Below are 24,538 nucleotides of genomic sequence, written 5' to 3'. Positions count from 1 at the left end.
TAAAAAAGGCCGTCTTCACGAGTTGTGAGACGGCCTTTTATATTGTATGAATAATCTTATTTCGTTAAATCTAAACCTCCAAAATTCCCCGAACTCATCATGAGGAAAACACCATTGGTTTTATCCAACGTTTCCCAATAGGCATGAAGTTCTTCAGCATTGGTAAATACTTTTAGATTTTCATTTTTAAATTTTTCTTTGATCAAGTCTGGTGAAATAGGATCCATCCTTTTGATTTTTAAGGCGTCTTCAGAATAGAATACAATTGCTTCTTCTAATCCGTCCATGGCGTGATCATATTGCTCTAAGAACACAGGATTTAAACTTGAATAGGTATGAAGCTCCAGAAAACCGTATTTTTTCTCTTTTTTAAATTGCTCACAGAAAGCTTTTACAGCTGCTTTTACTTTACTTGGCGCGTGTGCAAAGTCTTTGTAAAGCGTTCCTTTATCTTCTCTTTCTACTTTTTCTAGACGTTTTGAAGCGCCTTTGAAACTCATGATTGCATCATAGAAATCTTCATCCATAATTCCCAACGTGTGGCAAATATGTCTTGCTCCTTCTAAATTCAATAAGTTATGCGCCCCAAAAACAGAAAGTGGAATATCTCCCATTTCGGTTTTTAAATATACTTGTCCGTTATTGATTTCGTATTCCGGCGTTTTGTAAGGGATTTTTCTGAAATAATTTTCAGCTGCTGCCACCACTTTTACCACCTCAGCATCTTCTTCGTTATACACTAAAACCCCACCTGGAGTAATGCTTGCAACGAATCTTCTGAACTGCTCAATATAATCATCAAACGTTTTGAAAACATTAATATGGTCCCAAGCAATTCCGCTCATTAAAGCGATATTGGGTTGATAGAGTAAGAATTTTGAACGTAAATCGATAGGAGAGGAAAGGTATTCATCACCTTCCAACACCATAAAATCATTATCCTGAGTGAGTTTTACCATACAGTCGAAACCTTCAAGCTGAGCACCCACCATATAATCAACATCTTTCTGATGAAAATTCAGAACATGCAGAATCATTGACGTAATTGTGGTTTTCCCATGAGAACCGGCAATGACAACACGGGTTTTGGTTTTAGACTGTTCGTAAAGAAACTCCGGATAAGAGTATATTTTTAAACCCAGTTCTTTCGCTCTTGCTAATTCAGGATTGTCCTGATGAGCATGCATTCCAAGAATAATAGCATCAATATCAGAAGTTATTTTTTCCGGAAACCATCCCATTTCCTGAGGAAGAATTCCTTTCTTCTCAAGTCTTGATTTTGAAGGTTCAAAAATAGCGTCATCTGAACCTGTCACCTGATATCCTTTGTCTTTTAGTGCAATAGCAAGATTATGCATGGCACTTCCGCCAATAGCAATGAAATGGGTCTTCAACTTATTTACTGTTTTTTAACGTTGTTATTAATGATCTCCTGGAAAGCATTCAAAATGTTATTCCAGTTGGTTTTATAATTGGGCATCACTAAACTCGCATCTGTTTTGCTGCCTTCATTAGGACCTTTTTTTATATTAATAGTAGTCGTTACATTATCGTATAATTTTTTACGATCTTCCTGTATTCTTCTAAAATTATTTTGGGAAAGGACATTATCCAATTTTTTTAAATCTTCATTCGTAAGTTTAAAATCTTGTTTAAATTTTTTTCCTTGTCCCTCAAAAGAGTAATGCGCATTATTGGCTTTGATAAGCAAGTTCTCATAAATAGGAGAAGGACCTCCGTTTTTAGAATAACTTATATCAAAATCCGAATATACTTTTTGGCTGTTACATGATACTAATACTATGATAGCGAATAAGATCCCTATTATTCTTTTCATATCTAAATCTACTTTAATTATCTGAATCTTTTTGTTCTAATTTTTTAGCTTTAAGTTCTTCATCATAATTGTGTAGTACATTGAAATCTTCAGTCTGCTCAATGGCAGTCATTATTTTCAATAAAATCTCTGGTGCTTTTTCATTGTCATAATCAATATCCAGAGGTGCTTTAAACTCCATAGTCGGTTTTACGCCTGTTACCTTTACACGGAGACCTTTTTTATCAAACGCTCTTCGGAACCCGTTAATTTTAATCGGGATTACGATAGGACGTTGATTTTTAACCAGTTTTGCAGTACCTCTTCTTCCTTGTGCAAAAGCGGATGTAGTACCTTGAGGGAAAGTAGCTACCCAGCCATTGTCTAAGGCTTTCATAATGTTATCAACCTCTGTAAGATCTACCATTCTGTTGACATTCTGACCTTCAGCTCTCCAAGTTCTTTTTACGGTTACGGCGCCTGCAATTTTAAAAATTTTTGGAAGAATACCTTTATTCATGGTTTCTTCGGCTGCCACATAGTAAAAATCAATCTTTGGATTAAGCAGGTAAATCGGGTTTTTTATGGTGTCTAAATAGCCGTTGTTTACCGCGCAGAAAGCGTGATACATAGCTGCCACGTCTGCGAAATACGTTTGATGGTTACATACAAAAAGCACATTGGAATCCGGAAGATCCACAAGGTGTTCTGTCCCTGTTATTTTTAGTTTATTAAAGCCATTGAATCTTCTGTAAGAGACAATTCCTAAAATAAAAATGATTAACCTTTTTAAAAAATAAGGAGTTCCGAATGCATCGGTGAAAATATTTTTCTTTGCCATCTATCAATTAAACACAATTGTGCAAAGTTACATTTTTTTCAACAATTGGCTGAATTCACTTAATATCATTGCGGTAGCTCCCCAGATGATATATCCGTTGAAATTAATGACCGGAACTTCATGCCCTCCAGCACTTGGTAAAGCCATTATTTCGGGCTTATCAGGAAGGTTTAGGAAAGACGTAATAGGGAACTCTATAGTTTCTACTACTTCTGTATGTTGTAGTATAAAAGTAGGGTCTTTTTTGGTATATGAGATGTACGGATAAACATAAAAATTACTTGGCGGAATGTAGATAGGAGACATTTCTCTTATGATTCTTACATAATGTTTTTCAATACCTATTTCTTCCGAAGTCTCACGAACTGCGGTTTCTGCGAAATCTTTGTCCATTTCCTCACGTTTTCCGCCAGGTAAAGAGATCTGTCCGCTATGTCTGTCCCTTTCGTTTTCTGTTCTTAATATTAATGGGAAATACCACTCATCGTCTTTAATATATAAAACAATATTTACAGCAGCGAATTTTGGATTTTTTGCTAATACTTCGTCATATGTAAAAACAGGACGGGAAGGAGGCGAAAAAAGACCGTGAGCATGTTCTCCGGGCAATTCAACGCTTTTAATTTTTCGTAATAAATCTTTTCCAAAATTTTCCATAGCTCAAATTTAGCAATATATCCTGAAGAAAAGAATAGGCTTAACATTAATTAACCAAGAAAGAGAAAATGGGGATTTCCCCATATAAAGCCCCGTATTTTCACCTAACTGGCAAAAGGGACTTCCTGAAACCTGCAAACGATGACATTACCTATCAAAACCAGTGATTTTTAAAATCTACACCTTTACAGTGTTTCGTGCCTTTGCTGTAGCTTCTACCTTTGTCAGACTACTAACCAATTAATTTTACTAAGATGAAAAATTTAATAACAGGTGTATTTACACTAATGGCTATGGGTTTTACTTTTGCACAAGCAAATATTGATGTAACCACCCAAACAGGAAACTGGAATGTTGCTACGGTAACTCAGACAGGTCTGATGAATTCTAATACTTTAACACAAGATGGAAATCGTAATACAGCCGATATAAGTCAAGTGGGATCCTTTAATACAAATACAGCAGAAAGTATAGGAAATAGAAACTCTATAGAAGTAGATCAAACAGGCGATGGAAACTCTAATGACGTAAGCCAAACAGGAAACCGAAACGTTGCTACAACTTTGCAGGTAGGGGTAACGAATACTACTCAGCAAACACAAACGGGCAATAGAAATGAAGCTTCTTCAACACAGTTGGGTACTGATAATTTTGCGTACCAACTTCAGAGTGGAAGAAGAAATGAAGCTACTTTAATTCAGACTGGAGATGATAATATAGGACTTCAGATAGAATTGGGAAGAAGAAATCAAGCTACAGGAGTGCAAATAGGTGATGGTAATATTTTTATACAATATCAAAGTGGAAATGATAACGTTGCATTGCATGGCCAAGTAGGAGATAACAATATTCAGACTTCTATTCAGGAAGGAAATGATAATATTGCAATGGGTCTACAATGGGGTAATAATAACCAATTGTATCAACAACAGGATGGAAATGGCAATATTGCTTTAGATCTTCAATTGGGTAATAATAACTTTACTCAACTAAGTCAGAGTGGAGATGCTAACATCCATTTAGGAGCTCAGATAGGAAATAATAATACCATCATGGTTACTCAATCAAACTAAGAGAAAGTTGTTTACAAATTTTATAGAAATGGGGGAGAGGCTGAAGCTTCTCCTTTTTTATAAAGGTTTTTTGGAGTGTTTAAAAGCGTAACTGTAAACCGTGATTTTTCTATCATACCTGATAATCATGTTTTATCCGGTATCGTAATCAAGTAACTTTAACCAAAATTAGTACCATGTTTAAATTGGGATGGAGTGTATGTACACTTTTCATTTTCTTGTCTGTGAAATCACAGCAGATTGATTGGGATCATATAAACAGCAATACAGTTCTTAATGTGATTGCGAACCAAAATTCTGATCAGGGAATTTCTTATTCCAACATTATTCAGGTTGGTGAGACCAATAATGCTGAACTTTCTCTTAATGCTAAGACAAATATTTCGGTAAGACAATTGGGAGATTACAACAGCCTTTATTTTAATAATGCGTTCAGTGATGCACCAGCTAAAACGGCTATTACAACTCAGGGGAATAATAATATCATAGATGTTACGGGAAGTAACAGTATTTCAGATGGCCTTCAAATACAGGTGAAAGGGGATAATAGGACCATTTTTATGAGAAACTATTAAAAATCAGATGATGAAAAAAAATTATTCTTTGATGTTGTGTTCCTTTTTTATTTTCTTTTCTGCTTTGATGAGCGGGCAGGAAGATAAAAAAGTCAATGCTAAAATTCAGAGTAAAATCATGGAGGGGCAAATCAATTTAAAAGCAGCAGTTACAAACAATACCGCGATTTATAAGGAACTTAATTATCTATTGATTTCCATTAAAAAAGGAAGCGATGGTAATCTTTCAAACAATCAGCAAAGTGGAAAATTTTCGGTTAACCCGAATGAAACAAAAGTTTTATCTGAAATTAATGTTAACCTCGAAAAAAAAGATGCGTTGAAAGCATTTCTATACATTAAAGATGAAGAAACAAAGCCGCTGGTAGCAAAAGATAGCCTTGAGATTAATAATGATTCGTTTAAAAAGAAAGTAGGTAAAATAGAAGACGATGTCGTTTTTGAACTAAGGGGTTTAACTATTGACGAAACCAAAAGTAAAGTAGGAAAAGACTTCTATGATCTTTTCTACCTTCAATATAGCCAGCTTCCTGATAAAAGTAATTCTGCGGTCACAATTTCTGAACTTCCAGGCCGTGGAACCAACGGGCAGATCAATATTGAAATGGATGATAAAGTGGTTTACAGTTTTATGACCAATCCTAATGAAGATTATCTTAAAGAACAATTAGTAAGTAGTTTAAAATATATCAAAGAATTTAATGCAAAGAAAAATCTTATAAAAAATGAATTCATATACTAAAAACGTCCGCCATGAAAACTTTAATACTTATTTTGACCTTTATTGCAGGGATATTCCTCGGGAAATCTCAGCAACTCGTCTACAAGCCAATAAATCCTGCATTTGGAGGAGATACATTTAATTATCAATGGCTTTTAAGTTCAGCAAATGCCCAAAATCAATTTGATGATAAAAGCAACAACAGCTTGCTAAAGAATGTAAATTCCGTTGACAGTTTCGGACAAAGCCTTAACCGGCAAGTCTTGAGTGAATTGTCTAGGAAATTATTTCAAGATCAGTTCGGAGAGGGAAGTGTTAAACCTGGAAATTATCTTTTCGGGTCCCTGTATTTACAGGTTACAACCACCGCTCAAGGGCTTCTAATAAATATTTTGGATACCAGCAATGGCGATCAGTCCGAGATCGTAATTCCAAAATAAAAAAAGTAACTAAAAAACCAAACTTACCATGAGAGCTTACACTTACACCAGAATTTTTTTCTGTGCGGTCCTGTTGTTTGTCATACAGGCTTGCAGCTCGTTATTCGGATTGCCGTCCAATCCCGAAAAGTCTACGATGGGAGAGAATACCTCCTATACCGCAGAATTGAAAAATTTACCTTTACCTAAAGAAAAAATCGTTATCGGTGTTTATAAATTCAGGGATCAGACAGGGCAATATAAGCCTTCTGAAACTGGAAATAATTGGAGCACCGCTGTTCCGCAGGGAACCACAACTATTCTGATCAAAGCTTTGGAAGATAGCAAGTGGTTTGTCCCGATTGAACGAGAAAACATTGCGAACCTTTTGAACGAACGACAGATCATCAGATCCACAAGGCAGGAATATCTAAAAGATGCCGATAAAAACAGTCAGGCTTTACCACCACTTTTGTACGCCGGAATTCTTCTGGAAGGCGGGGTAATTTCCTATGATAGCAATATTATGACAGGAGGATTGGGAGCCAGATACTTCGGAATCGGAGCTTCAACGCAATACCGACAAGATAGAATTACCATTTATCTTCGTGCGGTTTCTACATTGAATGGTGAAATTCTAAAAACGGTCTATACCTCCAAAACCATTCTTTCCACAAGTGTTAACGGAAGTTTTTTCAGATATATTGATACCGAAAGGATTCTGGAAGCTGAAGTTGGTTTAACTCAAAACGAACCGGTTCAGCTTGCCGTATCTGAAGCTATTGAAAAAGCTGTGAAATCTTTAATTGTTGAAGGAATAAGAGATAAAATATGGGGAAAGGCTGTAGATAGTACGGTAGATTACCAGGCTTTGATAGATAATTATAACAGAGAACAAGAGCAAAACCAAAGCAGAGCTATTGGAAATAGATTTCCTGATAACGACAGAAAGAAATTTTCTGTATTTGCACAGGCTGAAGGGCAAAAAATAAAAGACGATTACGTTAACCCTAAAATGAATATTGGCGGGAAAGTAGGCTTTAAATATTTTATAAGTCCAAATTTCAATGTAGAGGTTAGTGGGAACTATTTCACACTAGAAAACGAAAATATTATTAAACGGAATTATTATGTTCCTGAGGTTAATATTGAATATTTAATCTTCCCCAAATATAAATTTACCCCCTACATTTATGGTGGTTTGGGAGCGATGTATTCTGAATTTAAGCCTAATTATAAAGGGCAAATAGGAGGTGGATTAGAATATTTAATTGATAAAAATGTTGCAATAAGAGCATCATCACAATATGATATGGGATTTAAGGATGATTGGGATGGTTTGGTGAGTGGTAAAAGAAAAGATCAAGCCATACGGTTTGCGTTAGGAATCAACTTTTACATTGGTAACAAATAAAAATAGACACTATGAAAACGTTAATACAATTAATCAGCATATTCATCCTTTCTGTTTGTTTATTTTCCTGTAATGAAGAGCTTGTAGATCAGGCTCAGACAGGAATTTTAAAAGGGAAAGTAGTGAAAAAAGGAACGAATGAGCCTATTCCCAATGTGAAAATTTTTACGGCTCCCAGCACGCAAACCGTCTTTAGCGGAACAGATGGTTCTTTTGAAATTGCCAGTATGCCCGTAGGTAATTATTCTGTGAAAGCAGAGTTATCTGGTTATCTTACCAATTTTCAGGCGGTTAATGTGCAAAATCAAAATCAGGTTGTTACCGTAGTTTTTGAAATGAGTGATGATACTTCATTGAACTCTCCACCCACAACACCATTGTTGCTAAGTCCGGTAGACAACGCGGTGAATCAACCTTTGAATGTTGAGCTGACGTGGAGTGCCACCGACCCTGATACGGCGGATGTTTTGAAATATAGTTTGACTATTAAAAATAACCTTGACACGAATGTGATTCAGGTTAATGATTTGTTGGCGAAGCATTATTCGCTTTCAAATTTGAAGTTTGGTGTTAGTTACTTCTGGCAGGTGTCTGTTTCGGACGGCATTCACCAGCCAGTTTTAAGTAGTATCAGTAAATTTACAACAAACACTGTTCCAGCCAATCGTTACCATTATGTTCAGAAACAAAACGGAAATTTAGTAATTGTTTCAAGTGATGGGTCGGGAAATAACTTTCAATTTACCAATTCGTCCTACAATAGCTGGCGACCGAGGAAAAATAACAATGCAGGCTTGATTGCTTTTATGAGAACAGAAGGAGGGAATGCTCACCTTTATACAGCAAATCCTGATGGATCCAATCCGTTTAAAGTGACGACAGTTCCTGTGGCCGGTTTTAATAATTTTGAAATGGATTTCTCGTGGAGTACGAATGGGCAAGAGCTTATTTATTCAAACTTTAATAAATTATACAGAATTAATAAAGATGGAAGTGGGTTGAGTTTAATTTACACAACGCCCGATGGGAGCATGATATCCGAATGTGACTGGAGTTATGACAATAGTAAAATAGCTGTAAAGACCAATGATTTCAACGGTTATAATGCAAAAATCTATATTGTGGATATGATGGGGAATGTTGTTAAGACTATTTTCACAGGTGTAGTTGGAGCTGCGGGAGGATTAAACTTTTCTGTGGATGGGCAGCTATTGCTCTATACAAAGGATATTTCTGCATATCAGGATGGAAGCGGAAATTACCGACAGCTTGATTCTCATATTTTTATTTATAACCTAACAACGAATACGAACTATGATATTTCTGCTGCAAGTCAGAAACCTTTAGGCACAAATGATTTGGATCCAAGGTTTTCACCGAATAATGCACAGGTTATTTTTATGAATACTTCCAATGATAACATTTCTCAGAAAAATGTGATGACTGTTAATTTGAGCAGTTCTATGACAGATCTGGTAAGGGCAACTCTTTTTAGCAATGCAGAAATGCCGGACTATGAATAAACTAAATAGTGTGAATAGTTAATTTTTAAATTGAGCATTCACTTGCGAAGTAAAATTAGCTATTCACAATGATTAACCTATGAAGATAAATTACCTTTTTCATCCTTAGATTTTTTTTTATGTATTAAAAAATTCCAAACCTTACGAGGTTTGGAATTTCTGGTTAATTAGTTTTGGTTGTAATTAGTCAATTATATGGTTTTCTAATGCGTATTTTACGACTCCTACAGAATTTTTTACGTTTAATTTAAGAAGGATTCTTTTGCGGTGGGTTTCTACGGTGTTAATACTTATAAAAAGTTTTTCGCAGATATCTTTACTACTAAGGCCGTTGCAGATGAGCCTTAAGATTTCCATTTCACGTCTTGTAAGAGGATCTTTAATACGGAGATTTTTTTGAGCTTGCTCACTACTCATAAAATTGATCATTTTTTCTTTGGCATGATCACAGATGTAAATTTCATTGAGCAGAAGAGCATGTATTGATTTTATAAACTCATCATATCTACTGTTTTTATCGAGATAACTTTTAATTCCTTTATTGAAAAGTTTTCTGATATCTATAATATCATAGCTGTTGCCAATGATGATGATTTTTATATTTTTATTTTCAGAAGTAATACTTTCTATAGAAGTATAAAGTTCAGTAAGCATAAGCATATTTGAACTTATCATGAGAAACTCAGGAGGTTCTTTTTTTAACTGTTGGGAGAGTGCTTCATAAGAGTTACATACGTCAATTGTGTTAAAAATCTTACTCTGGGTAAGTAGTTTTGATAAACCTTCGGTATATAACACGGGCTCATCAAAGATGGTTAATCTGGGTTTCATCATGCTTAGTTTTTGTTTATATAAAAATATAAAAAAATAATTACATTTTAAACAAAAAAATACATAAAATCGCTATTTTTTTTGATAATAGTTATGGTGAAATTTGATTTTATTGATTATTATTTAAATAACTCTCTTTGTGTGGAGTTTTTAATAAATATTTTAGAGTTATTATGTGTTTATTCTAATTATGATGGGCTTTTTAAAGTATTTGAAAATAATATTAAATTGATTTAATTAACATGATAGGGATATGTTTTACAGGAAAGTTTACGGAGTTGGCGATAAAACAAAATTCATTTGCCTTGAAATGAAGGTCTTTTGCTGTTTCAATCATTGATTCTTCTGTAATTATGACTGTGGGATTGAGTGTGACCTCCCTGAAATGTCCGCTTCCGTTAGCTGTTTCTTCCATAATTCCGGTTGCATGATCAATGTAATCTACAACAATGATTCCGGCCTCGGAACAAAAATGAAGATACCACAACATATGGCAAGAAGATAAAGAGGATAAAAATAAATCTTCAGGGTTATGTTTTGTCTTGTCTCCACGAAAAGCAGGGTCAGAAGAAGCTTCAATAACGGCTTTATTTTCTACGGAAATTGTATGGCTTCTTTCGTAGCTGCGATAATTGCTGGTTCCGGTTCCTTTATTGCCGGTCCATTGGATGGTAGTTTTGTAGTGGTGGTCTTTGCTCATTTTTAATATATTAATAATTATAATTGATCTAGTATTACTGCTTTTAAAGACTTTATGAATGTAATATAACAAAAAAACCTCTAGAGAAACTAGAGGTTTTAAAATTTTGTATTAATTAGAATATCCTATCAATTCTTCTTTTTTCGAATTGTAAATCTTGTATTCTAAATATTTAAAAGAATCCCTTGGGATGATGGTTACCCATTTTTTATACTTGATAAACCATTTCATTTGAATGCTTTTGATTCCTTTTGTAAGGTAAGCTTCCACGAAAGGGTGTACATGCAGGTAAAGTTTTCCTTTATCCTTCTGTATAATATTTCTAATGGTTTCTTCCATTCTTTCCACAATAACGATTGGAGCTACAATTTCTCCATCTTTATTAGGGTTATCTTCTTTTGTTTCGATCTGTTTTTCCTGACGATTTCTCTGTCTTGTAATCTGTATCAATCCAAATTTACTTGGAGGCAAGATCTTGTGGCGAGCTTTATCGCGCATCATTTCTGCTTTCAGATGTTCAAACAAATCTCTTCTGTGATCGGGGTTTGGCATGTCTATAAAATCGATAACGATGATACCACCCATATCACGAAGACGCAATTGTCTTGCGATTTCTGTTGCTGCCATTTTGTTCACGTTCAGAGCGTGTTCTTTATTGGCTGCATTTCCGGTTGTGATGTTGTTTCCGGAGTTTACGTCAACTACGTGTAGTGCTTCTGTGTGTTCTATAACAAGGTAAGCACCTTTTGAACTAGGAATATTTACGTGTTTTCCAAAGCTTTGTTTAAGCTGTTTTTCTACGTTATAATATTCGAGGAGAGGAATGTGTGAGTCGTAAAACTGAACAATATTTTTTCTTTCCGGAGCAATTACTTCTACGTAATTTTTCATTTCCTCCACCATTTGCTCGTCATCACAGATGATGCTTACAAAATCTTGGTTGAAATTATCTCTCAGAATAGCTGAAGCTTTATCTTCTTCACTTAATACTTTAGACGGAACCTTGTTTTTCTGGATGTTTTTAAAAGTACCTTCCCATTTCTGAATCAGTTGATTCATATCATTATGGAGGTCAGCCACTTTTTTTCCTTCTGCAACGGTTCTTATGATTACGCCAAAACCTTCAGGTTTGATGCTTTCAATAAGAGTTCTTAGTCGTTCTTTCTCCTCATAGCTTTTGATCTTTTTGGAAATAGAAACTTTATTGTCAAATGGTATTAATACCAAAAAACGTCCTGTTAAAGAGATCTGAGTTGAAATTCTCGGTCCTTTTGTAGAAATAGGTTCTTTGGTTATTTGAAGCAGAACAAGATCATCTTTGTTGATTACTTTTTCTACAGTTCCGTTTTTGTCGATTTCGGGTTGTATCTCGAAATTCTTTAAACTTGAAGTGTTTTGTTTTTTGGAAATCGTATCTTTTAGAAACTTTTTGTAAGTAAGATACTGTGGTCCCAAGTCCTGATAATGCAAGAATGCGTCTTTATCGTAACCAATATTTACGAATGCTGCATTAAGGTTTGGAGCCAGCTTTTTTACTTTTCCGATAAACAAATCTCCAACTATAAAATCACTTTTGTCCTCTTCCTCATGAAGTTCACATAGTCTTCCGTCTTCTAGCAGTGCGATCTTCGTAAAGTCGCCTTCATGCGAAACTATTAGTTCTTTCTTCATTTTGTTGTAAGGTAAATTGTTAAGATGAGGTAAAATAGAAATGGTTTTTGTGAAAATGTTTACGCTTTAAATGTAAGAATTAAATTAAAACCATGATGCTTTATTAAAAAAATAAAGGCAAACCTTTCTGATTTTTACACAACATCTTATAGTTGTTGCAAAACAAAAATATAGTCGGTGAACTTTAAAAAAAATAAAACCACCAACTATATTGTTATATTATAGATCTCGAAAAAAGAGATTATTTTTTCTTATGTCTGTTCGCTCTTCTTCTTTTCTTTCTCTTGTGAGTTGCAACCTTGTGTCTTTTTCTTTTCTTTCCGCTTGGCATAATTTTAATTTTTTAGTAACTAGTTAATATTCAGTTAATTTTTCTTATTTTACTGTAACTTTCGTTTTTACTTTCTCAACAAAAGATTTTGATGGTTTGAAAGCAGGAATGTTGTGAGCAGGGATCTCAATTGCAGTGTTCTTAGAAATGTTTCTTCCAGTTTTAGCCGCTCTTGTTTTAATGATAAAAGAACCAAAACCTCTTAGATAAACATTGTCTCCATTATACATAGAAGTCCTGATCTCCTGCATAAAAGCTTCTACAACTTTCTGTGTTTCATTCTTTTCTGTTCCCAACTTATTTGAGATGGTGTTTACCAATTCTGCCTTTGTCATTTCCTTTTTAAATTTTAAATTTTAGGTGTGCAAATTTAGTTAAAAAAATTGAATACTAGCAAATTAGTGGCGATTTATTTTTAGGTAAAAGGTTGAGATTTTAATGTTTACTCTATATTAAGATTATATAAAGGTATTGTTACATGCTAGAATTGTAATATCCGCTTTCCACGCAGAAGCGTATGAGATGGAGTTTTGTTTTCAATCCAAGCTTCTCTGTAAGCCTATTTATATAGGTGTCAATTGTTCTTGTACTGAGGTTTAATTTTTCTCCGATTTCCTTGTTACTGAAGCCTTCATAACAAAATTTCATCAGTTGTATCTCTATAGGTGAGAGGTCTTCTTCCTGGCTTTTTTTCTGTCTGTCCATATATTCCTGAACAGCCAATGGCTGCTGTTCCCATTCTTTAGAATAGGCATCATAATCGAATGTGTCGGAGGTAATGGTACCTTTAATAATATCTTTTATTACACTGCTTTTTTTCTCGCAGTAAAATATATTGGGGATTTTTGAAAGAATTTCAGCCATATCTTCCTGATAAGTCCCGGAATAAGTAATGATAGGAGTTTCAGGATTGCTTTTTCTGATGTATTTTATGGCTTCAATACCACTTAATACAGGCATAAAAAGTTCAATAATGTAAACATCTTCTTGTCTTCTGTAGATCCGGTTTACGAGTTCATGGCCATTGTTACAATCATTAAGAAGAATGTAAAACGGACTTTCCATAAGTGTTTTGATCATTATTTTCTTAAAATAAAAATCACTGTCGGCTATAGAGAATCGTACCGTATTTATTAATAATTTACTCACTTTAATACTTTAATATCGATTTGGTATAAGATATTCAAAATTTAGAAGCCTAATGTATGAAAAACTTATTAAATTGGAAATTAATATTAAGTTAATCAGGGTTTTCACGAAAACGCCTTGGGGAAATTACGTATTGCGCATAATTTTTTTTTTTTATATTTTCACAAGCCAAACAAATCACAAAAATATGTCTTCGAACAAGGAGAAAAAATTAAACAAGTCAGACGTAAGAATAGGCATTTGGAAATTTGTTCTGTCTTTTGTCGTTTTATCTGCTGTTTCTTTCATTAGTGTATTTTTCTTTTTTAAAAGTTATGATATACAAAGGGAAGGAATCAAAAAGCAGGCAGATGATTACCGAGAATTACTTACCCGCAGCGATCTGCTGAGGACCCATGTAGATAGTATTTTTTACAGAATGGAGCAGCTTGATATTAACAAGGTGGATAATGATATCTTCCTTAGGAATTATATTATGGACAATGTAAGAGATGCTAAAAACATCATGGGAAAAGACAGCGCCAATAACTTTAAGCATTATTCTATTCTGATGAAGCAGATAGAGCCTATGTTGGCTTTAAAGACTCAAATTGTGAGTGTTTCTTACAAAGAACAGACAGCGCTTAGAGATCTAAGCGAGTGTAGAGGAAAAGTGGGTGCAGCAAATAATGAACTAAGACAGGATCCTACAAGGAAATTTACCGGAAGTAGAAGAAGAAAATAAACACAGAAACTATGCAAGGACAAATCACATTATCTAAAAAAGAAAGGCATTATCAGTTTCTTTATTTAATACTCATGCTTTTCGCAGCTATTGTTTTTTTAGGAATTATCTTTTTAAAAGGTTTTGAATCTCCATTTTCTGATGAAGATATTATTTCTGTGCAAAATTTGGAACAGAAAGCAAAATTTGATCAGCAACAAAAAGCTACCCAAAGAGTATTAGATAGTACATTTATGCAGATAAACAGGCTTACGAATGAAGTTCCTCAGCCTTTTGAGGAGAATAATATTATGAATGGAATCAATGATGTAGCTAATTCTTTTGAAAATGCGAATATATTTGATATCAGAAAAGAAGCTTATCCTCAGATTGCAAAATTTTATAAGATGTACTTCAACGATAAAAAAATTATTTCAAGTAAAACAGAAAATATAAAGAGTTTTGTAAAACAGTTTGACGAATGCTCAATCGGTTTTAAAGAAAAGAAAAGCCAGCTTTTTCAACGTGAAAATGCTTTAAAGGCGAGGAATCAATAATAAAGATTCAGATAAACTAAAAAAATAAACACCACAGAATCATTAACTATGAATTATTTTCAAAAAAACAAAAAAAACATCATCATTGGTGTTATTGCAAGCTTGCTCATCGCGGCTTTGGTTGCATTGTGGCTGCAGAAGAAAGTCATACACTCCGCCGATGATATTGTGGGAGTGGTATATCCATCTTCTCTGAAGGTCGGAGATACGCTTTTATTTGAAGATAAAACCCAGTTTGCAAAAACAAAAAGGTGGAACTTTGGTGACGGTACAACGTCTGATAAAAGCACGGGTTTTCATTTCTATAATAAACCGGGATATTACTCGGTAACACTTATTGTAGACAATAAATATTCTAAATCTTTTCCTGTAATGGTTTCTGCAAGAGGAATTCCGAAAGTAAAAGATACCACCAAGGTTAAGGCTTTGATTGATGCACAATCACAGGCAATGCAGTTTGAAAATGTACAGTTTCGTGCAGTTTCTGATGGGAAGCAGTTTACATGGAAGTTCGGAGAAACAGGAAATATAGATTCTAAAGATAAGCAGGCAATCTATTCTTACAAAAAACCGGGTGATTATGTGGTTACCTTATACACAGACGAAAGTGCAGAACCTGTTTTGCATCAAATAAAAGTTCTTCCGGCTTATGATGCTTTGGAAGATGAGGTGAGTGTAGAAGATGCTTATGCTAAGATTGATAACGATTTTAAATATCATTTGCAACAGATTGCGAATGGAAGTAATTTCAATTCACATTACAATTATCTATTGAAAACCTATCTGTGTAACAACGAAAATACAGTGGTAAAGGTAAGTGATAGTAAGGCCAATAATTTTTATATGTATTGTGCAGGACTTCAGTTTGATAAAAACAATGTAATCCAGACGGTAAAAGTAAATTTTGATGATGCACAGAATTGTGTTACCAAAGTGGATATAAACCAAAGTAAATAATCGTCCTCTCGGGCATACCAATCATAAAAGATAAAATAGGATGAGAAATAAACTACCTTTAGCAGCATATTACATAGGAGTTTCATTAGTATTGACGGGATGTCAGGTAAAACTGCCGTCAAAAAAAACTCCTGAGCCTTCGCAATACGGACAGGTTGATAATTCACCTGTTGTCAATGGTTTTCCTAAAAAGTCAGCACCATGGATTGCTATTTCAGATAGATCTAGAAATACAGCCTATCTTGATAAAAATGATGAAAAATCATATAAAGAAGTTAAGTTTTTAGAGCCTCTAATGGTTATAAAACATAAAGACGGAATGGTAAAAGTGGCAGAATATGTTCCTGATGCTTTAATGAAAAAGATTTCGTCAAAATCTATTAAAACATACGGATGGATTCCGGAATCGGATCTTCTTCTTTGGACCAATTCTTTAAAAAGCGAAAAATCAGGATTTCCTGTAAGAGTAGCAGTATTACCAAGTAACAGTGATGTTATAAGAAGTTCAGAGAGGTATTATAAGAATGATTCTATCATGGTATTTAATTCACCGAGTTTGATAGAACAGGCCAATGTTAAAATCCCGAACGGACAAATAGTATACGTTTATAAACAAGCTGAAAATAACAAAAGATTTTTGGTGGGTAAGAGACCAACGGTGGATATTGATAGCATCAGTACAAGCTTGTACGGTTGGGTAAGCTCAAATGTAGTTTCTGCATGGGGAGAACGTTCTGCTGTAAAAATGAAAAATACAACAGGAATTAAAGAAACTGCTCTAGGTCTGCATGAAGGTTCTCCGGGAGGAAATGATGTGGAAAACAGAACGGCGGTACTTTTAACTGATGTTGATAAAAGGACACCTCTAGAAAATATTTATCCTGTTAATTTAGCATTAAAGGAAACGCCAACGTTGGATTCAAAAACAAAGTATTTCACCAATGTTTTGGATTATAGCAAGAACTATGTGTTCAATGTACTGGGAGAGCCTATTTACTTTGATCGTTATAGAGAAATTACAGAGAAAAATAAAAAAATAAATATTGTTTTTGCTTTAGATATTAGTGCTCCTAATGGACCGTATGCACCAATTGTAAAATCATTATTACAGGATCTTCAGCTTAGATTTGAAAAGCCGTCTTATTTCAATAATGTGAAATACGGGGTTGTTTTATTTAAAAATAATTCTTGTGGAGATAATGTAGCAGTTTCAAATTTAAATAGTGATTATAGTAAGATCACCACATTCATCGACCAAAAAACGAATGAAATGAACTGCCCAAGCAACAGCAGCTATCAACCTGTAAATGAAGGTTTGATGGCAGCAGGAAATCTTCTTTCCAATGTTCCTGATGAGACCAATATTGTGATTACTGTAGGAACTTCTGCTAATCAGGGAGGAAATATGTATGGGGTAATCAATTCACTTACTCAGGCTCAGGCTAGGTTAATTATGTTCCAAACCAGTGCAAGATCATCGGATACTTATAATGATTTTGTATTGCTTTCTGAAAATGTAGTTACCAATACAGCTAAAAATATAGCAGAGCTTAAAAAGCAGAAGATCATCAACCAGAATGATGTTTTAACTAAAAATAATTTCAGCCTGGTAGAAGGAGATGAAGGTTTTTTCTCATTAAATTATCCAAAGCAGAGTATGTCTCAAGGTTTTGTTATTTTCCCGAAAAAAGGGGATATCGCAACACCTGGATATCTTAAAAAATCTGTTGATAGTTTGATTACTCAGGTTACCTTGGATAATGAAACGTTAGATAAATCGTTGAATGATTATTTCCATTCTTCAGTAGGGGCGGGAAGAACTGATGTAGAATTAAAATATAAATATTTATATCCAGGTCTTACGAACCCGGTTCCTGCGGGAATCGCTGCCCAGCTAATTAATTACGGAAGTCCGTTTTTAGTAAAAGGATATATTCCTAAAGAATTGAAAGAGTTTAAACCGGGGCTTGAAAAAGGTATTTTGCTTTCAGAAACAGAATATGATAATTTAAAAGCTTTCTATACCGAAGTTTATCAGAAAACAGAAGCTGAGAGAGCAGATTTTAGCCAATCAAGAGCAGTGAATGAATACATTAAGCTTTTGAAAAAGTATAATCCGACAATAAAATTCCTGGATAAAAGTGATTTATATGAGCAGCCAATGTCTTATGCGGTTGGATTAAGTACAGGTTTTGATAATTCTGAAGAAGAGTTGATGTCAAAATATAAATTGAAGGGTTGGAAAAAGTCTAGTATCATTACCAATGAAACGGCAAGAACTTATTTCCGTCACTATAAAGATTTGGCAGACAGAATGCTTACGCACAGAAATAATCGTGCAGTAAAAATACAACAGAACGGACAAACATTTTATTGGTTGAATGAGTATTTCATGCCAACCATGATGCCGGTTGAAGAGCCTGAATATACTAAACATTAATTACCAAGTTAATTATATCAAAAAGCAGAACAATAGTTTCTGCTTTTTTTATTTACTATGGGATCAGGTTTCAGATTGCTGATGTTTTTAGGAGGATTTTTACTTTATAAGATTATTTACTAAAGTGCTGTTATGTTGCTATTTGTGATTTGTTTGGTAAGTGGTGTAAAGCCAAAAGTCGTAGAACTACGATACAAAATCGTAGAATTACTACAATTTTTCAGATTTGTATTCAAATATTTTCTGGAAAGAATTAAGCGTTTTATATTTGCTAAACAATCACTGAATCACAAAATATTAACGATTAAAATTTACAGTAATGGCAGCAAATTCAAGAGGAATCTTAAAATTCAACGGAGGCGAAGGACAGAAACTATTAAAGCTTAAATATAGTGTGGCAAGATCTACAGATGTATCTGGTAGAGTAGCTTCAGACCCATCCAACGCAATTATCAAACTTACAGTAGAAGCAACAGAGAAATCTGATATTCTGGAAAGCTTACTTAATGGTAAATATAAGCCTACAAGTGGCGAAATCACATTCAACAAATCTCACGAAGAAGGTACATTAATTACATTGAACTGGGAAAATGGATATGTGATTCAGCATACAGTAGACTTCGATGCAGTAGACGAAAACAGTATGTTGATTAGCTTCATCATTAGTGCTGAAAAAATTAACTATGGTAATTCTGCTTATGAAGGTTTATGGCCATCTAGCTAGAATTTAGGCACGTAATATTCATACAAAATACATAAAGACTGTCTCATTAAGGCGGTCTTTTTTATCATTATAAAACACTCGGTCTTAGAAATCTAATGCTTTTAAAAGACATAATTGAGATTATTAAAAAAAAACTAATATCTTAGTGTACAATAAAATATGTAATGATTGCTAGATTATTATTTATTTACAATGTAATAAAAATACAATCACCAAACACACACCATAATCAGTTATATTAATTTTTGAGAAAAATAGTAAAATGGGAGTACTAGTAACTAACGAAACAGTAAAACAGCTTTTTCATATTGCACAATCAATAGCAAAGGAAAATTATAATGCCACGTATGGCGGTCCACATATTCTGCAGGCTTTGATGCATAAGGATATCGGACTTAATGAATTTTTAAAAAACATAGATAAAGACCCAGGATATTTCTACGAATGGGCAGATGTTCGCATCGAAGATTATCCTAAAACCACTCATCTTCCGGATGAGGTTGGTCAGGATGAATCTGTGGATACTATTGTAGAGGAAGCAGATGATATTCGTTTAAAGTTGGGTTTGGATGAAATTACACCTATTTGTTTATTGACCGCGATTGTAAAACCTCAGGTTGCTTTTACCTTGCAACAGTTGAAATCGTTACCGCTTAGAGAACACGAAATATTCAATTTATACAGGAAAGATATGCCATTTGGAGCTTCTGAAGATGACGCAGTTTCTTCTTTATTTTCAAATGGATCCGAATATTCAGATAATTCTTTTCCATCCATTAAAGCCTATTGTGTAGACAGAACAGCGCAAGCCAGAAAAGGGGATTTAGAAAACATCATCGGAAGAGATAAAGAACTGAGAATGTTGGTTGAAATTCTTTGCCGAAGAACAAAGCCTAATGTAATTATAATCGGAGAACCGGGAGTTGGTAAAACAGCTTTAGTGGAAGGTTTCGCAACTGAAATTATTAAAGGAAATGTTCCCGAAATGCTTAAAAATGGGACGCTGCTAGAGCTTGATACAGGAGCTTTATTAGCAGGAACTTCTTATAAAGGAGAGATTGAAGACCGTCTTAAAAAAATAATTAATGAATGTAAGAAAATTGAAAAAGCAATTCTTTTCATTGATGAAATTCACACGCTTTTAGATCCTAAAGGAAGCATCGGAAATGTTGCTAATTTGTTGAAACCTGAATTGGCAAGAGGTGAAATTACAGTAATTGGTGCAACAACTCAGGAAGAATATAGAAAGATTATCGAGCCAGAACAAGCTTTTAACCGTCGTTTTGAAGTTTTAACGGTCAATGAACCGGACGAAAAAACATGCGTTAAAATGATTGATGTTTTGTTGGAAGGATATAAAAAACACCACGGAATTGAAGTGGAAAAAACAGCCCTTCCCGAATGTGTACGTTTAGCAAAACGCTATGCAAAAGGTAAAAAGCTACCTGATGCTGCTATTGATTTGTTAGATCGAACGATGGCTGCTATCAAAATGCTTGATGAACTTTCAGAAAAAGAGTTGCAAAGCTGGAAAGACATCTATGAAACAATTCTTACAGAAGAATATCTGGATGATAAGGACAAAGCAGATGAATTGATCTGGAATTATAATTTATTGAGAGATAAGATCAGTCCGATTTTGTGGGGTTCTTTAAGTGAGCAACCACAAATAGACAATTCAATGCCTGTTGAAGATATTCAAAAAATAATTGAAGATACTTATGCAGAGCTTTTGCAACACGCTTCAAAGAAAAGAGAAAAAGTAGATCGTTTGGAGTTGGCTGCTGTCATGGCTGCTAAAACAAATATTCCAATTGGGAAAATTCAGGCTCAGGAGAAAGAAAAATTGCTGAATATGGAAGGTCTTTTAATGAACAGAGTCGTGGGTCAGGATCATGCTTTGAAAATTCTTTCTGATGCCATTGTTGAAAACCGAAGCGGATTAAATAAGCCAGGACAGCCTATCGGTTCGTTCTTTCTTCTGGGACCTACAGGAACAGGAAAAACAGAGTTGGCGAAATCTATGGCAGAATTGCTTTTCAATGATGAAAAAGCAATGGTTCGTTTTGATATGTCAGAGTTTAAAGAAGAACATTCGGCGGCTCTTTTATATGGAGCGCCTCCGGGATATGTTGGTTATGAGGAAGGCGGAATGTTGGTTAATAAAATTCGTCAACAGCCTTACACGGTGGTTTTATTTGATGAAATTGAAAAAGCGCACCATTCTGTATTTGATGTCTTCTTACAGATCATGGATGAAGGAAAAGTGCATGATAAGCTTGGAAAGGAAGGAGATTTCAGCAATGCGTTGATTTTATTTACCTCCAATATCGGAAGTGAAGAAATTGTAAAACAGTTTGAGGAAGGAAAGATTCCAGAATCAAAATCATTAATGCAAATTATGTCGAATTCAGGAAAATTCAGGCCTGAGTTTTTAGCGAGAATTACTGAAATTATTCCTTTTGCCCCAATTACAGAATCAATTGCAGAAAGAATCTTTAATATTCAGTTAAAATCACTTCATGCTTCACTTCACCGATTAGGAATGACTTTAAAAATCACAGATGAAGCGGTGAAAAATCTGGCTTTAGGTGGATTTAGCAGTAAATATGGAGCAAGACAGATATCAGGAGTAATTAGAGCGCAATTGGCAAGACCGATTTCTAAAATGATTGTGAGAGAAGAAGTGAAATCAGGACAGACGCTAAATGTAGACTGGGAAGGGGATGCCTTAACTTGGAAAGTAAATTAATAATAAAATAAATTATAAAACAGCAAAATCATAACCCGTGATTTTGCTGTTTTATCTTAAAATATAAAAATGAACTTCAAAAATATTTTTTTAGGAATAATATTGATGAGTTCTTCACAATTTGTGAATGGACAGTTTCTTGCAGCATCTGATACCTCGGAAAGCAGTGTGAGAAAATATAAAAATATCATTAATTCAAACAAGGAGATCGTTGATTTCATAGAGTATTCTCTTGCACAAAAAGGATTACCGAGGCATTTAAGGAATTTAGCGTTAATTGAATCTCATTTTGACAGAAACATTACTTCCGGAGCTGGAGCTGTGGGAGTTTGGCAATTTATGACCTCTCATGCCAATCAATACGGACTTTCGGAGCAGAACCGTAACGATCTGTATAAGAGTACAAAAGTGGCGGTGGTTTCTTTAAGTAATCTTTATAAAAAATATAATAATTGGGTGACGGTGGTTGCGGCATACAATTGCGGAGAAGGAAATGTTGCCAAAGCAATGCAGGCTGCAAATTCTACACAGTATCACATCTTTTCTAAATATTTACCCGAAGAGACAATCAATCATGTTAAAAAATATCTGAACGCATGCTATGCAACGGGAGAACTGCAAAGTGTTTTGAGTAATTATAATTCGTCAAGAATGAACACGGTTTTCTTTACAGAAGGCGGAACTGGAAGTCGAAAAAACGATGAATCACTTTCGGAAACGGAAATCAATGCAGGATTTAATCTTACCATTATTGCAGATGAACTTAAAATAAATGTAGATAAAATACTCGCCTGGAATCCGGGAATTGAAAATGAGCTTGAGGAAAAAGGAGAAAGTTCTTTTTATCTTCCAGTAGATTTGATGCCTGACTTTCTTTTAAGAAAAAATAAAATACTTACGCGATCCATAAAAGAAGGCAGGAAAGCAAATTAATACAATTCACTTTACTTTAAATGTACATATTTAAATGTCCAATTTCTGCTATTTTATAATGCAAACGAATAACAGCAGATGTGATATTTATCTACAACAATTTCCTCTGGGATCTTATCAATACTCCAAACTATATCCATGAATAAAACTGTAACCCATCTAAAATATTTCTCAAAATTATCTGCAGTATTTCTTTTCAATCTATTAAAAATGTACGGAATAGGAATCTTATCAACTCTTATTACATTCATACTTAGAATTTATTTTTTGTCGAATAGCTTAGGCGCCTCTACGGGGCATAGTGGAGCATATCTATTCTTAGTGGCTACTATTACTGCTAAGCCGATATCATCCATTGTTTTCTATCTATTGATGCTGGCTGCTCCTTATATCATTGGCGTTTTTTCGATGAAATATGCCATATCAAGCGTGATTAGTAAGATCGTAAAAGATAAAGCCGAAATTATTTTAATTCCTTTTATTGATAAAATTATAGACAAGTTCAAAATAAATCAGCCTGTGGTTATTCGAACAGGAGCAGATTATACGTTGGCAAAAATTAAATTGTTAAATGAATTCCAAAGCAGTTCAGAAAATAAAATAGTGAAACGAATTGTAAGTTATGCCTTGAAAAAAATAAAATTTGACGAATTGAATTTAGGAGGTGAAAATGCAAATTTTTACGATATTATTAAAGCTAAGCTGATTGAAAAACTTCATGAACTTTCAGAACCTTCTGTTGCTTTCTTCTTTATTTATATTGGCCTGCAATGGCTAAGCTTGATTTTAATCTATTTTTTGAATTTATAATTACAATTTCCAATAAAATCACATTTACTATTCTTTCATTTTGATGCAATGAGAGGTTGAGTTTTTGATATCTATCCAATCTGAAGTAGGATGTTATTTCTCTTTTGTGTGTGAAATTATGAAGCTGTCAGACTGTTTTTGACTCTTTTAAGTATTTGATTTTCATGATTATATTATTGGATGTTATTTCTGGAGTCGTAGAATTACTACAAGAAATCGTAGAACTACTACAAAATTTCAGATTTGTATGTGAAAATTTTTTCAATAGAATTATGTGGTCTATCTTTGGCTCATAATAAATACCGAATCACAAAATATTAACGATTAAAATTTACCATTATGGCAGCAAATTCAAGAGGAATCTTAAAATTCAACGGAAGCGAAGGACAAAAGCTATTAAAGCTAAATTATAGCGTATCAAGATCTACAGATGTTTCAGGACGTGTAGCATCAGATCCTTCTAACGCAATTATTAAACTTACCATCGAAGCTACAGAAAAATCTGATATTCTGGAAAGCTTACTAAACGGAAAGTACAAGCCAACAACTGGTGAAATTACTTTCAACAAATCTCACGAAGAAGGAACATTGATCACTTTGAACTGGGAAAACGGATATGTAATTCAGCATGAAGTAGACTTCGACGCAGTAGACGAAAATAGTATGTTGATCAGCTTCATCATTAGCGCTGAAAAAATCAACTACGGTAACTCTGCTTATGAAGGCATCTGGCCTGGAGGAACTAACTAATCCTTACCATTTTCTTAGTAAAAATAAAAATTAGTACAGAATAGTGAATTCCCAAAGTTCGCTATTCTGTTTTTCTGTTTCTGTCATGATGACTTGAAATAAAAATTATTTAGATATGACTTTGATGTATTAAATATAAACTCGTTTGATTGTTTTAACGATTAAAATAAGTTGATATTTAATTTTATGAT

Annotated in this window: 24 protein-coding genes; 15 read left to right on the top strand and 9 right to left on the bottom strand. The window is 34.1% G+C overall.

The features are described 5' to 3' along the window. Positions 1 to 56: 56 nt before the first annotated feature. From BUB80_RS03565 to BUB80_RS03550, 4 genes are read right to left on the bottom strand one after another with little or no spacing between them, the layout of a single operon-like run. Positions 57 to 1,394, bottom strand: a complete 1,338-nt coding sequence (locus BUB80_RS03565) for a UDP-N-acetylmuramate--L-alanine ligase (protein WP_073290998.1) — start codon at positions 1,392 to 1,394, stop codon at positions 57 to 59. 5 nt (positions 1,395 to 1,399) lie between these two features. Next, positions 1,400 to 1,837, bottom strand: a complete 438-nt coding sequence (locus BUB80_RS03560; protein WP_073290997.1) for a hypothetical protein — start codon at positions 1,835 to 1,837, stop codon at positions 1,400 to 1,402. A 13-nt stretch (positions 1,838 to 1,850) separates the two neighbouring features. After that, positions 1,851 to 2,657, bottom strand: coding sequence for a lysophospholipid acyltransferase family protein (locus BUB80_RS03555; protein WP_073290995.1), 807 nt, complete (start codon positions 2,655 to 2,657; stop codon positions 1,851 to 1,853). A gap of 27 nt (positions 2,658 to 2,684) precedes the next feature. Beyond that, positions 2,685 to 3,314 carry an NUDIX hydrolase gene (locus BUB80_RS03550; RefSeq protein WP_073290993.1) on the bottom strand — a complete coding sequence of 210 codons (630 nt, stop codon included), beginning with the start codon at positions 3,312 to 3,314 and terminating at the stop codon, positions 2,685 to 2,687. A 254-nt stretch (positions 3,315 to 3,568) separates the two neighbouring features. On the opposite strand from BUB80_RS03550, the gene BUB80_RS03545 reads away from it, so the two are divergent. The 6 genes from BUB80_RS03545 to BUB80_RS03520 all read left to right on the top strand — a co-directional run bounded on the left by BUB80_RS03545 (position 3,569) and on the right by BUB80_RS03520 (position 9,039). After that, on the top strand, positions 3,569 to 4,387 hold the full coding sequence (locus BUB80_RS03545; RefSeq protein ID WP_073290991.1) for a hypothetical protein: 819 nt from the start codon (positions 3,569 to 3,571) through the stop codon (positions 4,385 to 4,387). Between the two features lie 176 nt (positions 4,388 to 4,563). Further along, positions 4,564 to 4,962 (top strand): hypothetical protein, encoded by a 399-nt coding sequence (locus BUB80_RS03540; RefSeq protein WP_073290989.1) that lies wholly within the window; start codon positions 4,564 to 4,566, stop codon positions 4,960 to 4,962. Between the two features lie 10 nt (positions 4,963 to 4,972). Continuing rightward, the gene (locus BUB80_RS03535; RefSeq protein WP_073291149.1) at positions 4,973 to 5,704 is read left to right on the top strand and encodes a CsgE family curli-type amyloid fiber assembly protein; all 732 of its coding nucleotides are present in this window, start codon (positions 4,973 to 4,975) and stop codon (positions 5,702 to 5,704) included. 11 nt (positions 5,705 to 5,715) lie between these two features. Further along, a complete protein-coding gene (locus BUB80_RS03530; RefSeq protein WP_073290987.1) occupies positions 5,716 to 6,123 on the top strand; it encodes a curli production assembly/transport component CsgF in 408 nt (135 codons plus the stop codon). A 28-nt stretch (positions 6,124 to 6,151) separates the two neighbouring features. Beyond that, positions 6,152 to 7,516 (top strand): CsgG/HfaB family protein, encoded by a 1,365-nt coding sequence (locus BUB80_RS03525; RefSeq protein WP_073290985.1) that lies wholly within the window; start codon positions 6,152 to 6,154, stop codon positions 7,514 to 7,516. Between the two features lie 11 nt (positions 7,517 to 7,527). Continuing rightward, positions 7,528 to 9,039 (top strand): carboxypeptidase-like regulatory domain-containing protein, encoded by a 1,512-nt coding sequence (locus BUB80_RS03520; RefSeq protein ID WP_073290983.1) that lies wholly within the window; start codon positions 7,528 to 7,530, stop codon positions 9,037 to 9,039. Positions 9,040 to 9,222: 183 nt separating this feature from the next. On the opposite strand, the gene BUB80_RS03515 is transcribed toward BUB80_RS03520, so the two are convergent. From BUB80_RS03515 to BUB80_RS03495, 5 genes are all read right to left on the bottom strand, one after another. Next, complete coding sequence (locus BUB80_RS03515) at positions 9,223 to 9,873, bottom strand: response regulator transcription factor (RefSeq protein ID WP_228433672.1); 651 nt, start codon at positions 9,871 to 9,873, stop codon at positions 9,223 to 9,225. A gap of 220 nt (positions 9,874 to 10,093) precedes the next feature. Next, positions 10,094 to 10,570: an OsmC family protein gene (locus tag BUB80_RS03510; RefSeq protein WP_073290981.1), complete on the bottom strand. Its 477-nt coding sequence runs from the start codon at positions 10,568 to 10,570 to the stop codon at positions 10,094 to 10,096. A gap of 111 nt (positions 10,571 to 10,681) precedes the next feature. Then, a complete protein-coding gene (locus BUB80_RS03505) occupies positions 10,682 to 12,241 on the bottom strand; it encodes an Rne/Rng family ribonuclease (RefSeq protein WP_073290979.1) in 1,560 nt (519 codons plus the stop codon). 375 nt (positions 12,242 to 12,616) lie between these two features. Then, a complete protein-coding gene (locus tag BUB80_RS03500; RefSeq protein WP_027388329.1) occupies positions 12,617 to 12,907 on the bottom strand; it encodes an HU family DNA-binding protein in 291 nt (96 codons plus the stop codon). 139 nt (positions 12,908 to 13,046) lie between these two features. Next, the gene (locus tag BUB80_RS03495; RefSeq protein ID WP_228433670.1) at positions 13,047 to 13,652 is read right to left on the bottom strand and encodes a response regulator transcription factor; all 606 of its coding nucleotides are present in this window, start codon (positions 13,650 to 13,652) and stop codon (positions 13,047 to 13,049) included. 256 nt (positions 13,653 to 13,908) lie between these two features. Between BUB80_RS03495 and tssO the strand changes: the two genes are divergently transcribed. The 9 genes from tssO to tssD (BUB80_RS03445) all read left to right on the top strand — a co-directional run bounded on the left by tssO (position 13,909) and on the right by tssD (BUB80_RS03445) (position 24,347). Next, the gene (tssO, locus tag BUB80_RS03490) at positions 13,909 to 14,445 is read left to right on the top strand and encodes a type VI secretion system TssO (protein WP_073291145.1); all 537 of its coding nucleotides are present in this window, start codon (positions 13,909 to 13,911) and stop codon (positions 14,443 to 14,445) included. Positions 14,446 to 14,456: 11 nt separating this feature from the next. Continuing rightward, on the top strand, positions 14,457 to 14,981 hold the full coding sequence (locus tag BUB80_RS03485) for a type VI secretion system transmembrane protein TssO (protein WP_073290975.1): 525 nt from the start codon (positions 14,457 to 14,459) through the stop codon (positions 14,979 to 14,981). Between the two features lie 48 nt (positions 14,982 to 15,029). Continuing rightward, positions 15,030 to 15,938: a PKD domain-containing protein gene (locus BUB80_RS03480; protein ID WP_073290973.1), complete on the top strand. Its 909-nt coding sequence runs from the start codon at positions 15,030 to 15,032 to the stop codon at positions 15,936 to 15,938. A gap of 40 nt (positions 15,939 to 15,978) precedes the next feature. After that, positions 15,979 to 18,378 carry a type VI secretion system protein TssR domain-containing protein gene (tssR, locus tag BUB80_RS03475; protein ID WP_073290971.1) on the top strand — a complete coding sequence of 800 codons (2,400 nt, stop codon included), beginning with the start codon at positions 15,979 to 15,981 and terminating at the stop codon, positions 18,376 to 18,378. Positions 18,379 to 18,697: 319 nt separating this feature from the next. Then, positions 18,698 to 19,102 (top strand): type VI secretion system tube protein TssD, encoded by a 405-nt coding sequence (tssD, locus tag BUB80_RS03470; RefSeq protein ID WP_073290969.1) that lies wholly within the window; start codon positions 18,698 to 18,700, stop codon positions 19,100 to 19,102. A 262-nt stretch (positions 19,103 to 19,364) separates the two neighbouring features. Further along, on the top strand, positions 19,365 to 21,854 hold the full coding sequence (locus BUB80_RS03465) for an ATP-dependent Clp protease ATP-binding subunit (protein WP_073290967.1): 2,490 nt from the start codon (positions 19,365 to 19,367) through the stop codon (positions 21,852 to 21,854). A 69-nt stretch (positions 21,855 to 21,923) separates the two neighbouring features. After that, a complete protein-coding gene (locus BUB80_RS03460) occupies positions 21,924 to 22,787 on the top strand; it encodes a lytic transglycosylase domain-containing protein (RefSeq protein ID WP_228433668.1) in 864 nt (287 codons plus the stop codon). Positions 22,788 to 22,925: 138 nt separating this feature from the next. After that, positions 22,926 to 23,597: a hypothetical protein gene (locus BUB80_RS03450; RefSeq protein ID WP_139262511.1), complete on the top strand. Its 672-nt coding sequence runs from the start codon at positions 22,926 to 22,928 to the stop codon at positions 23,595 to 23,597. A gap of 339 nt (positions 23,598 to 23,936) precedes the next feature. After that, positions 23,937 to 24,347, top strand: a complete 411-nt coding sequence (gene tssD / locus BUB80_RS03445) for a type VI secretion system tube protein TssD (RefSeq protein WP_073290961.1) — start codon at positions 23,937 to 23,939, stop codon at positions 24,345 to 24,347. Positions 24,348 to 24,538: the final 191 nt, after the last annotated feature.

It is taken from the genome of Chryseobacterium polytrichastri (assembly GCF_900142445.1).
Classification (GTDB): Bacteria; Bacteroidota; Bacteroidia; order Flavobacteriales; family Weeksellaceae; genus Chryseobacterium; species Chryseobacterium polytrichastri.
The sequence above is the reverse complement of the archived record's forward strand: the minus strand, read 5'-3'. Positions and strand labels throughout refer to the sequence as shown.

Coding starts and splice junctions, on each gene's coding strand:
- BUB80_RS03505 (WP_073290979.1), bottom strand. CDS start 12,241: ATGAAGAAAGAACTAATAGTTTCGCATGAAGGCGACTTTACGAAGATC.
- BUB80_RS03515 (WP_228433672.1), bottom strand. CDS start 9,873: ATGATGAAACCCAGATTAACCATCTTTGATGAGCCCGTGTTATATACC.
- BUB80_RS03480 (WP_073290973.1), top strand. CDS start 15,030: ATGAATTATTTTCAAAAAAACAAAAAAAACATCATCATTGGTGTTATT.
- BUB80_RS03525 (WP_073290985.1), top strand. CDS start 6,152: ATGAGAGCTTACACTTACACCAGAATTTTTTTCTGTGCGGTCCTGTTG.
- tssO (WP_073291145.1), top strand. CDS start 13,909: ATGTCTTCGAACAAGGAGAAAAAATTAAACAAGTCAGACGTAAGAATA.
- BUB80_RS03535 (WP_073291149.1), top strand. CDS start 4,973: ATGAAAAAAAATTATTCTTTGATGTTGTGTTCCTTTTTTATTTTCTTT.
- BUB80_RS03510 (WP_073290981.1), bottom strand. CDS start 10,570: ATGAGCAAAGACCACCACTACAAAACTACCATCCAATGGACCGGCAAT.
- BUB80_RS03465 (WP_073290967.1), top strand. CDS start 19,365: ATGGGAGTACTAGTAACTAACGAAACAGTAAAACAGCTTTTTCATATT.
- BUB80_RS03545 (WP_073290991.1), top strand. CDS start 3,569: ATGAAAAATTTAATAACAGGTGTATTTACACTAATGGCTATGGGTTTT.
- BUB80_RS03485 (WP_073290975.1), top strand. CDS start 14,457: ATGCAAGGACAAATCACATTATCTAAAAAAGAAAGGCATTATCAGTTT.
- BUB80_RS03460 (WP_228433668.1), top strand. CDS start 21,924: ATGAACTTCAAAAATATTTTTTTAGGAATAATATTGATGAGTTCTTCA.
- BUB80_RS03500 (WP_027388329.1), bottom strand. CDS start 12,907: ATGACAAAGGCAGAATTGGTAAACACCATCTCAAATAAGTTGGGAACA.
- tssD (WP_073290961.1), top strand. CDS start 23,937: ATGGCAGCAAATTCAAGAGGAATCTTAAAATTCAACGGAAGCGAAGGA.
- BUB80_RS03540 (WP_073290989.1), top strand. CDS start 4,564: ATGTTTAAATTGGGATGGAGTGTATGTACACTTTTCATTTTCTTGTCT.
- BUB80_RS03530 (WP_073290987.1), top strand. CDS start 5,716: ATGAAAACTTTAATACTTATTTTGACCTTTATTGCAGGGATATTCCTC.
- BUB80_RS03550 (WP_073290993.1), bottom strand. CDS start 3,314: ATGGAAAATTTTGGAAAAGATTTATTACGAAAAATTAAAAGCGTTGAA.
- BUB80_RS03520 (WP_073290983.1), top strand. CDS start 7,528: ATGAAAACGTTAATACAATTAATCAGCATATTCATCCTTTCTGTTTGT.
- BUB80_RS03555 (WP_073290995.1), bottom strand. CDS start 2,657: ATGGCAAAGAAAAATATTTTCACCGATGCATTCGGAACTCCTTATTTT.
- BUB80_RS03495 (WP_228433670.1), bottom strand. CDS start 13,652: ATGATCAAAACACTTATGGAAAGTCCGTTTTACATTCTTCTTAATGAT.
- tssD (WP_073290969.1), top strand. CDS start 18,698: ATGGCAGCAAATTCAAGAGGAATCTTAAAATTCAACGGAGGCGAAGGA.
- BUB80_RS03450 (WP_139262511.1), top strand. CDS start 22,926: ATGAATAAAACTGTAACCCATCTAAAATATTTCTCAAAATTATCTGCA.
- tssR (WP_073290971.1), top strand. CDS start 15,979: ATGAGAAATAAACTACCTTTAGCAGCATATTACATAGGAGTTTCATTA.
- BUB80_RS03560 (WP_073290997.1), bottom strand. CDS start 1,837: ATGAAAAGAATAATAGGGATCTTATTCGCTATCATAGTATTAGTATCA.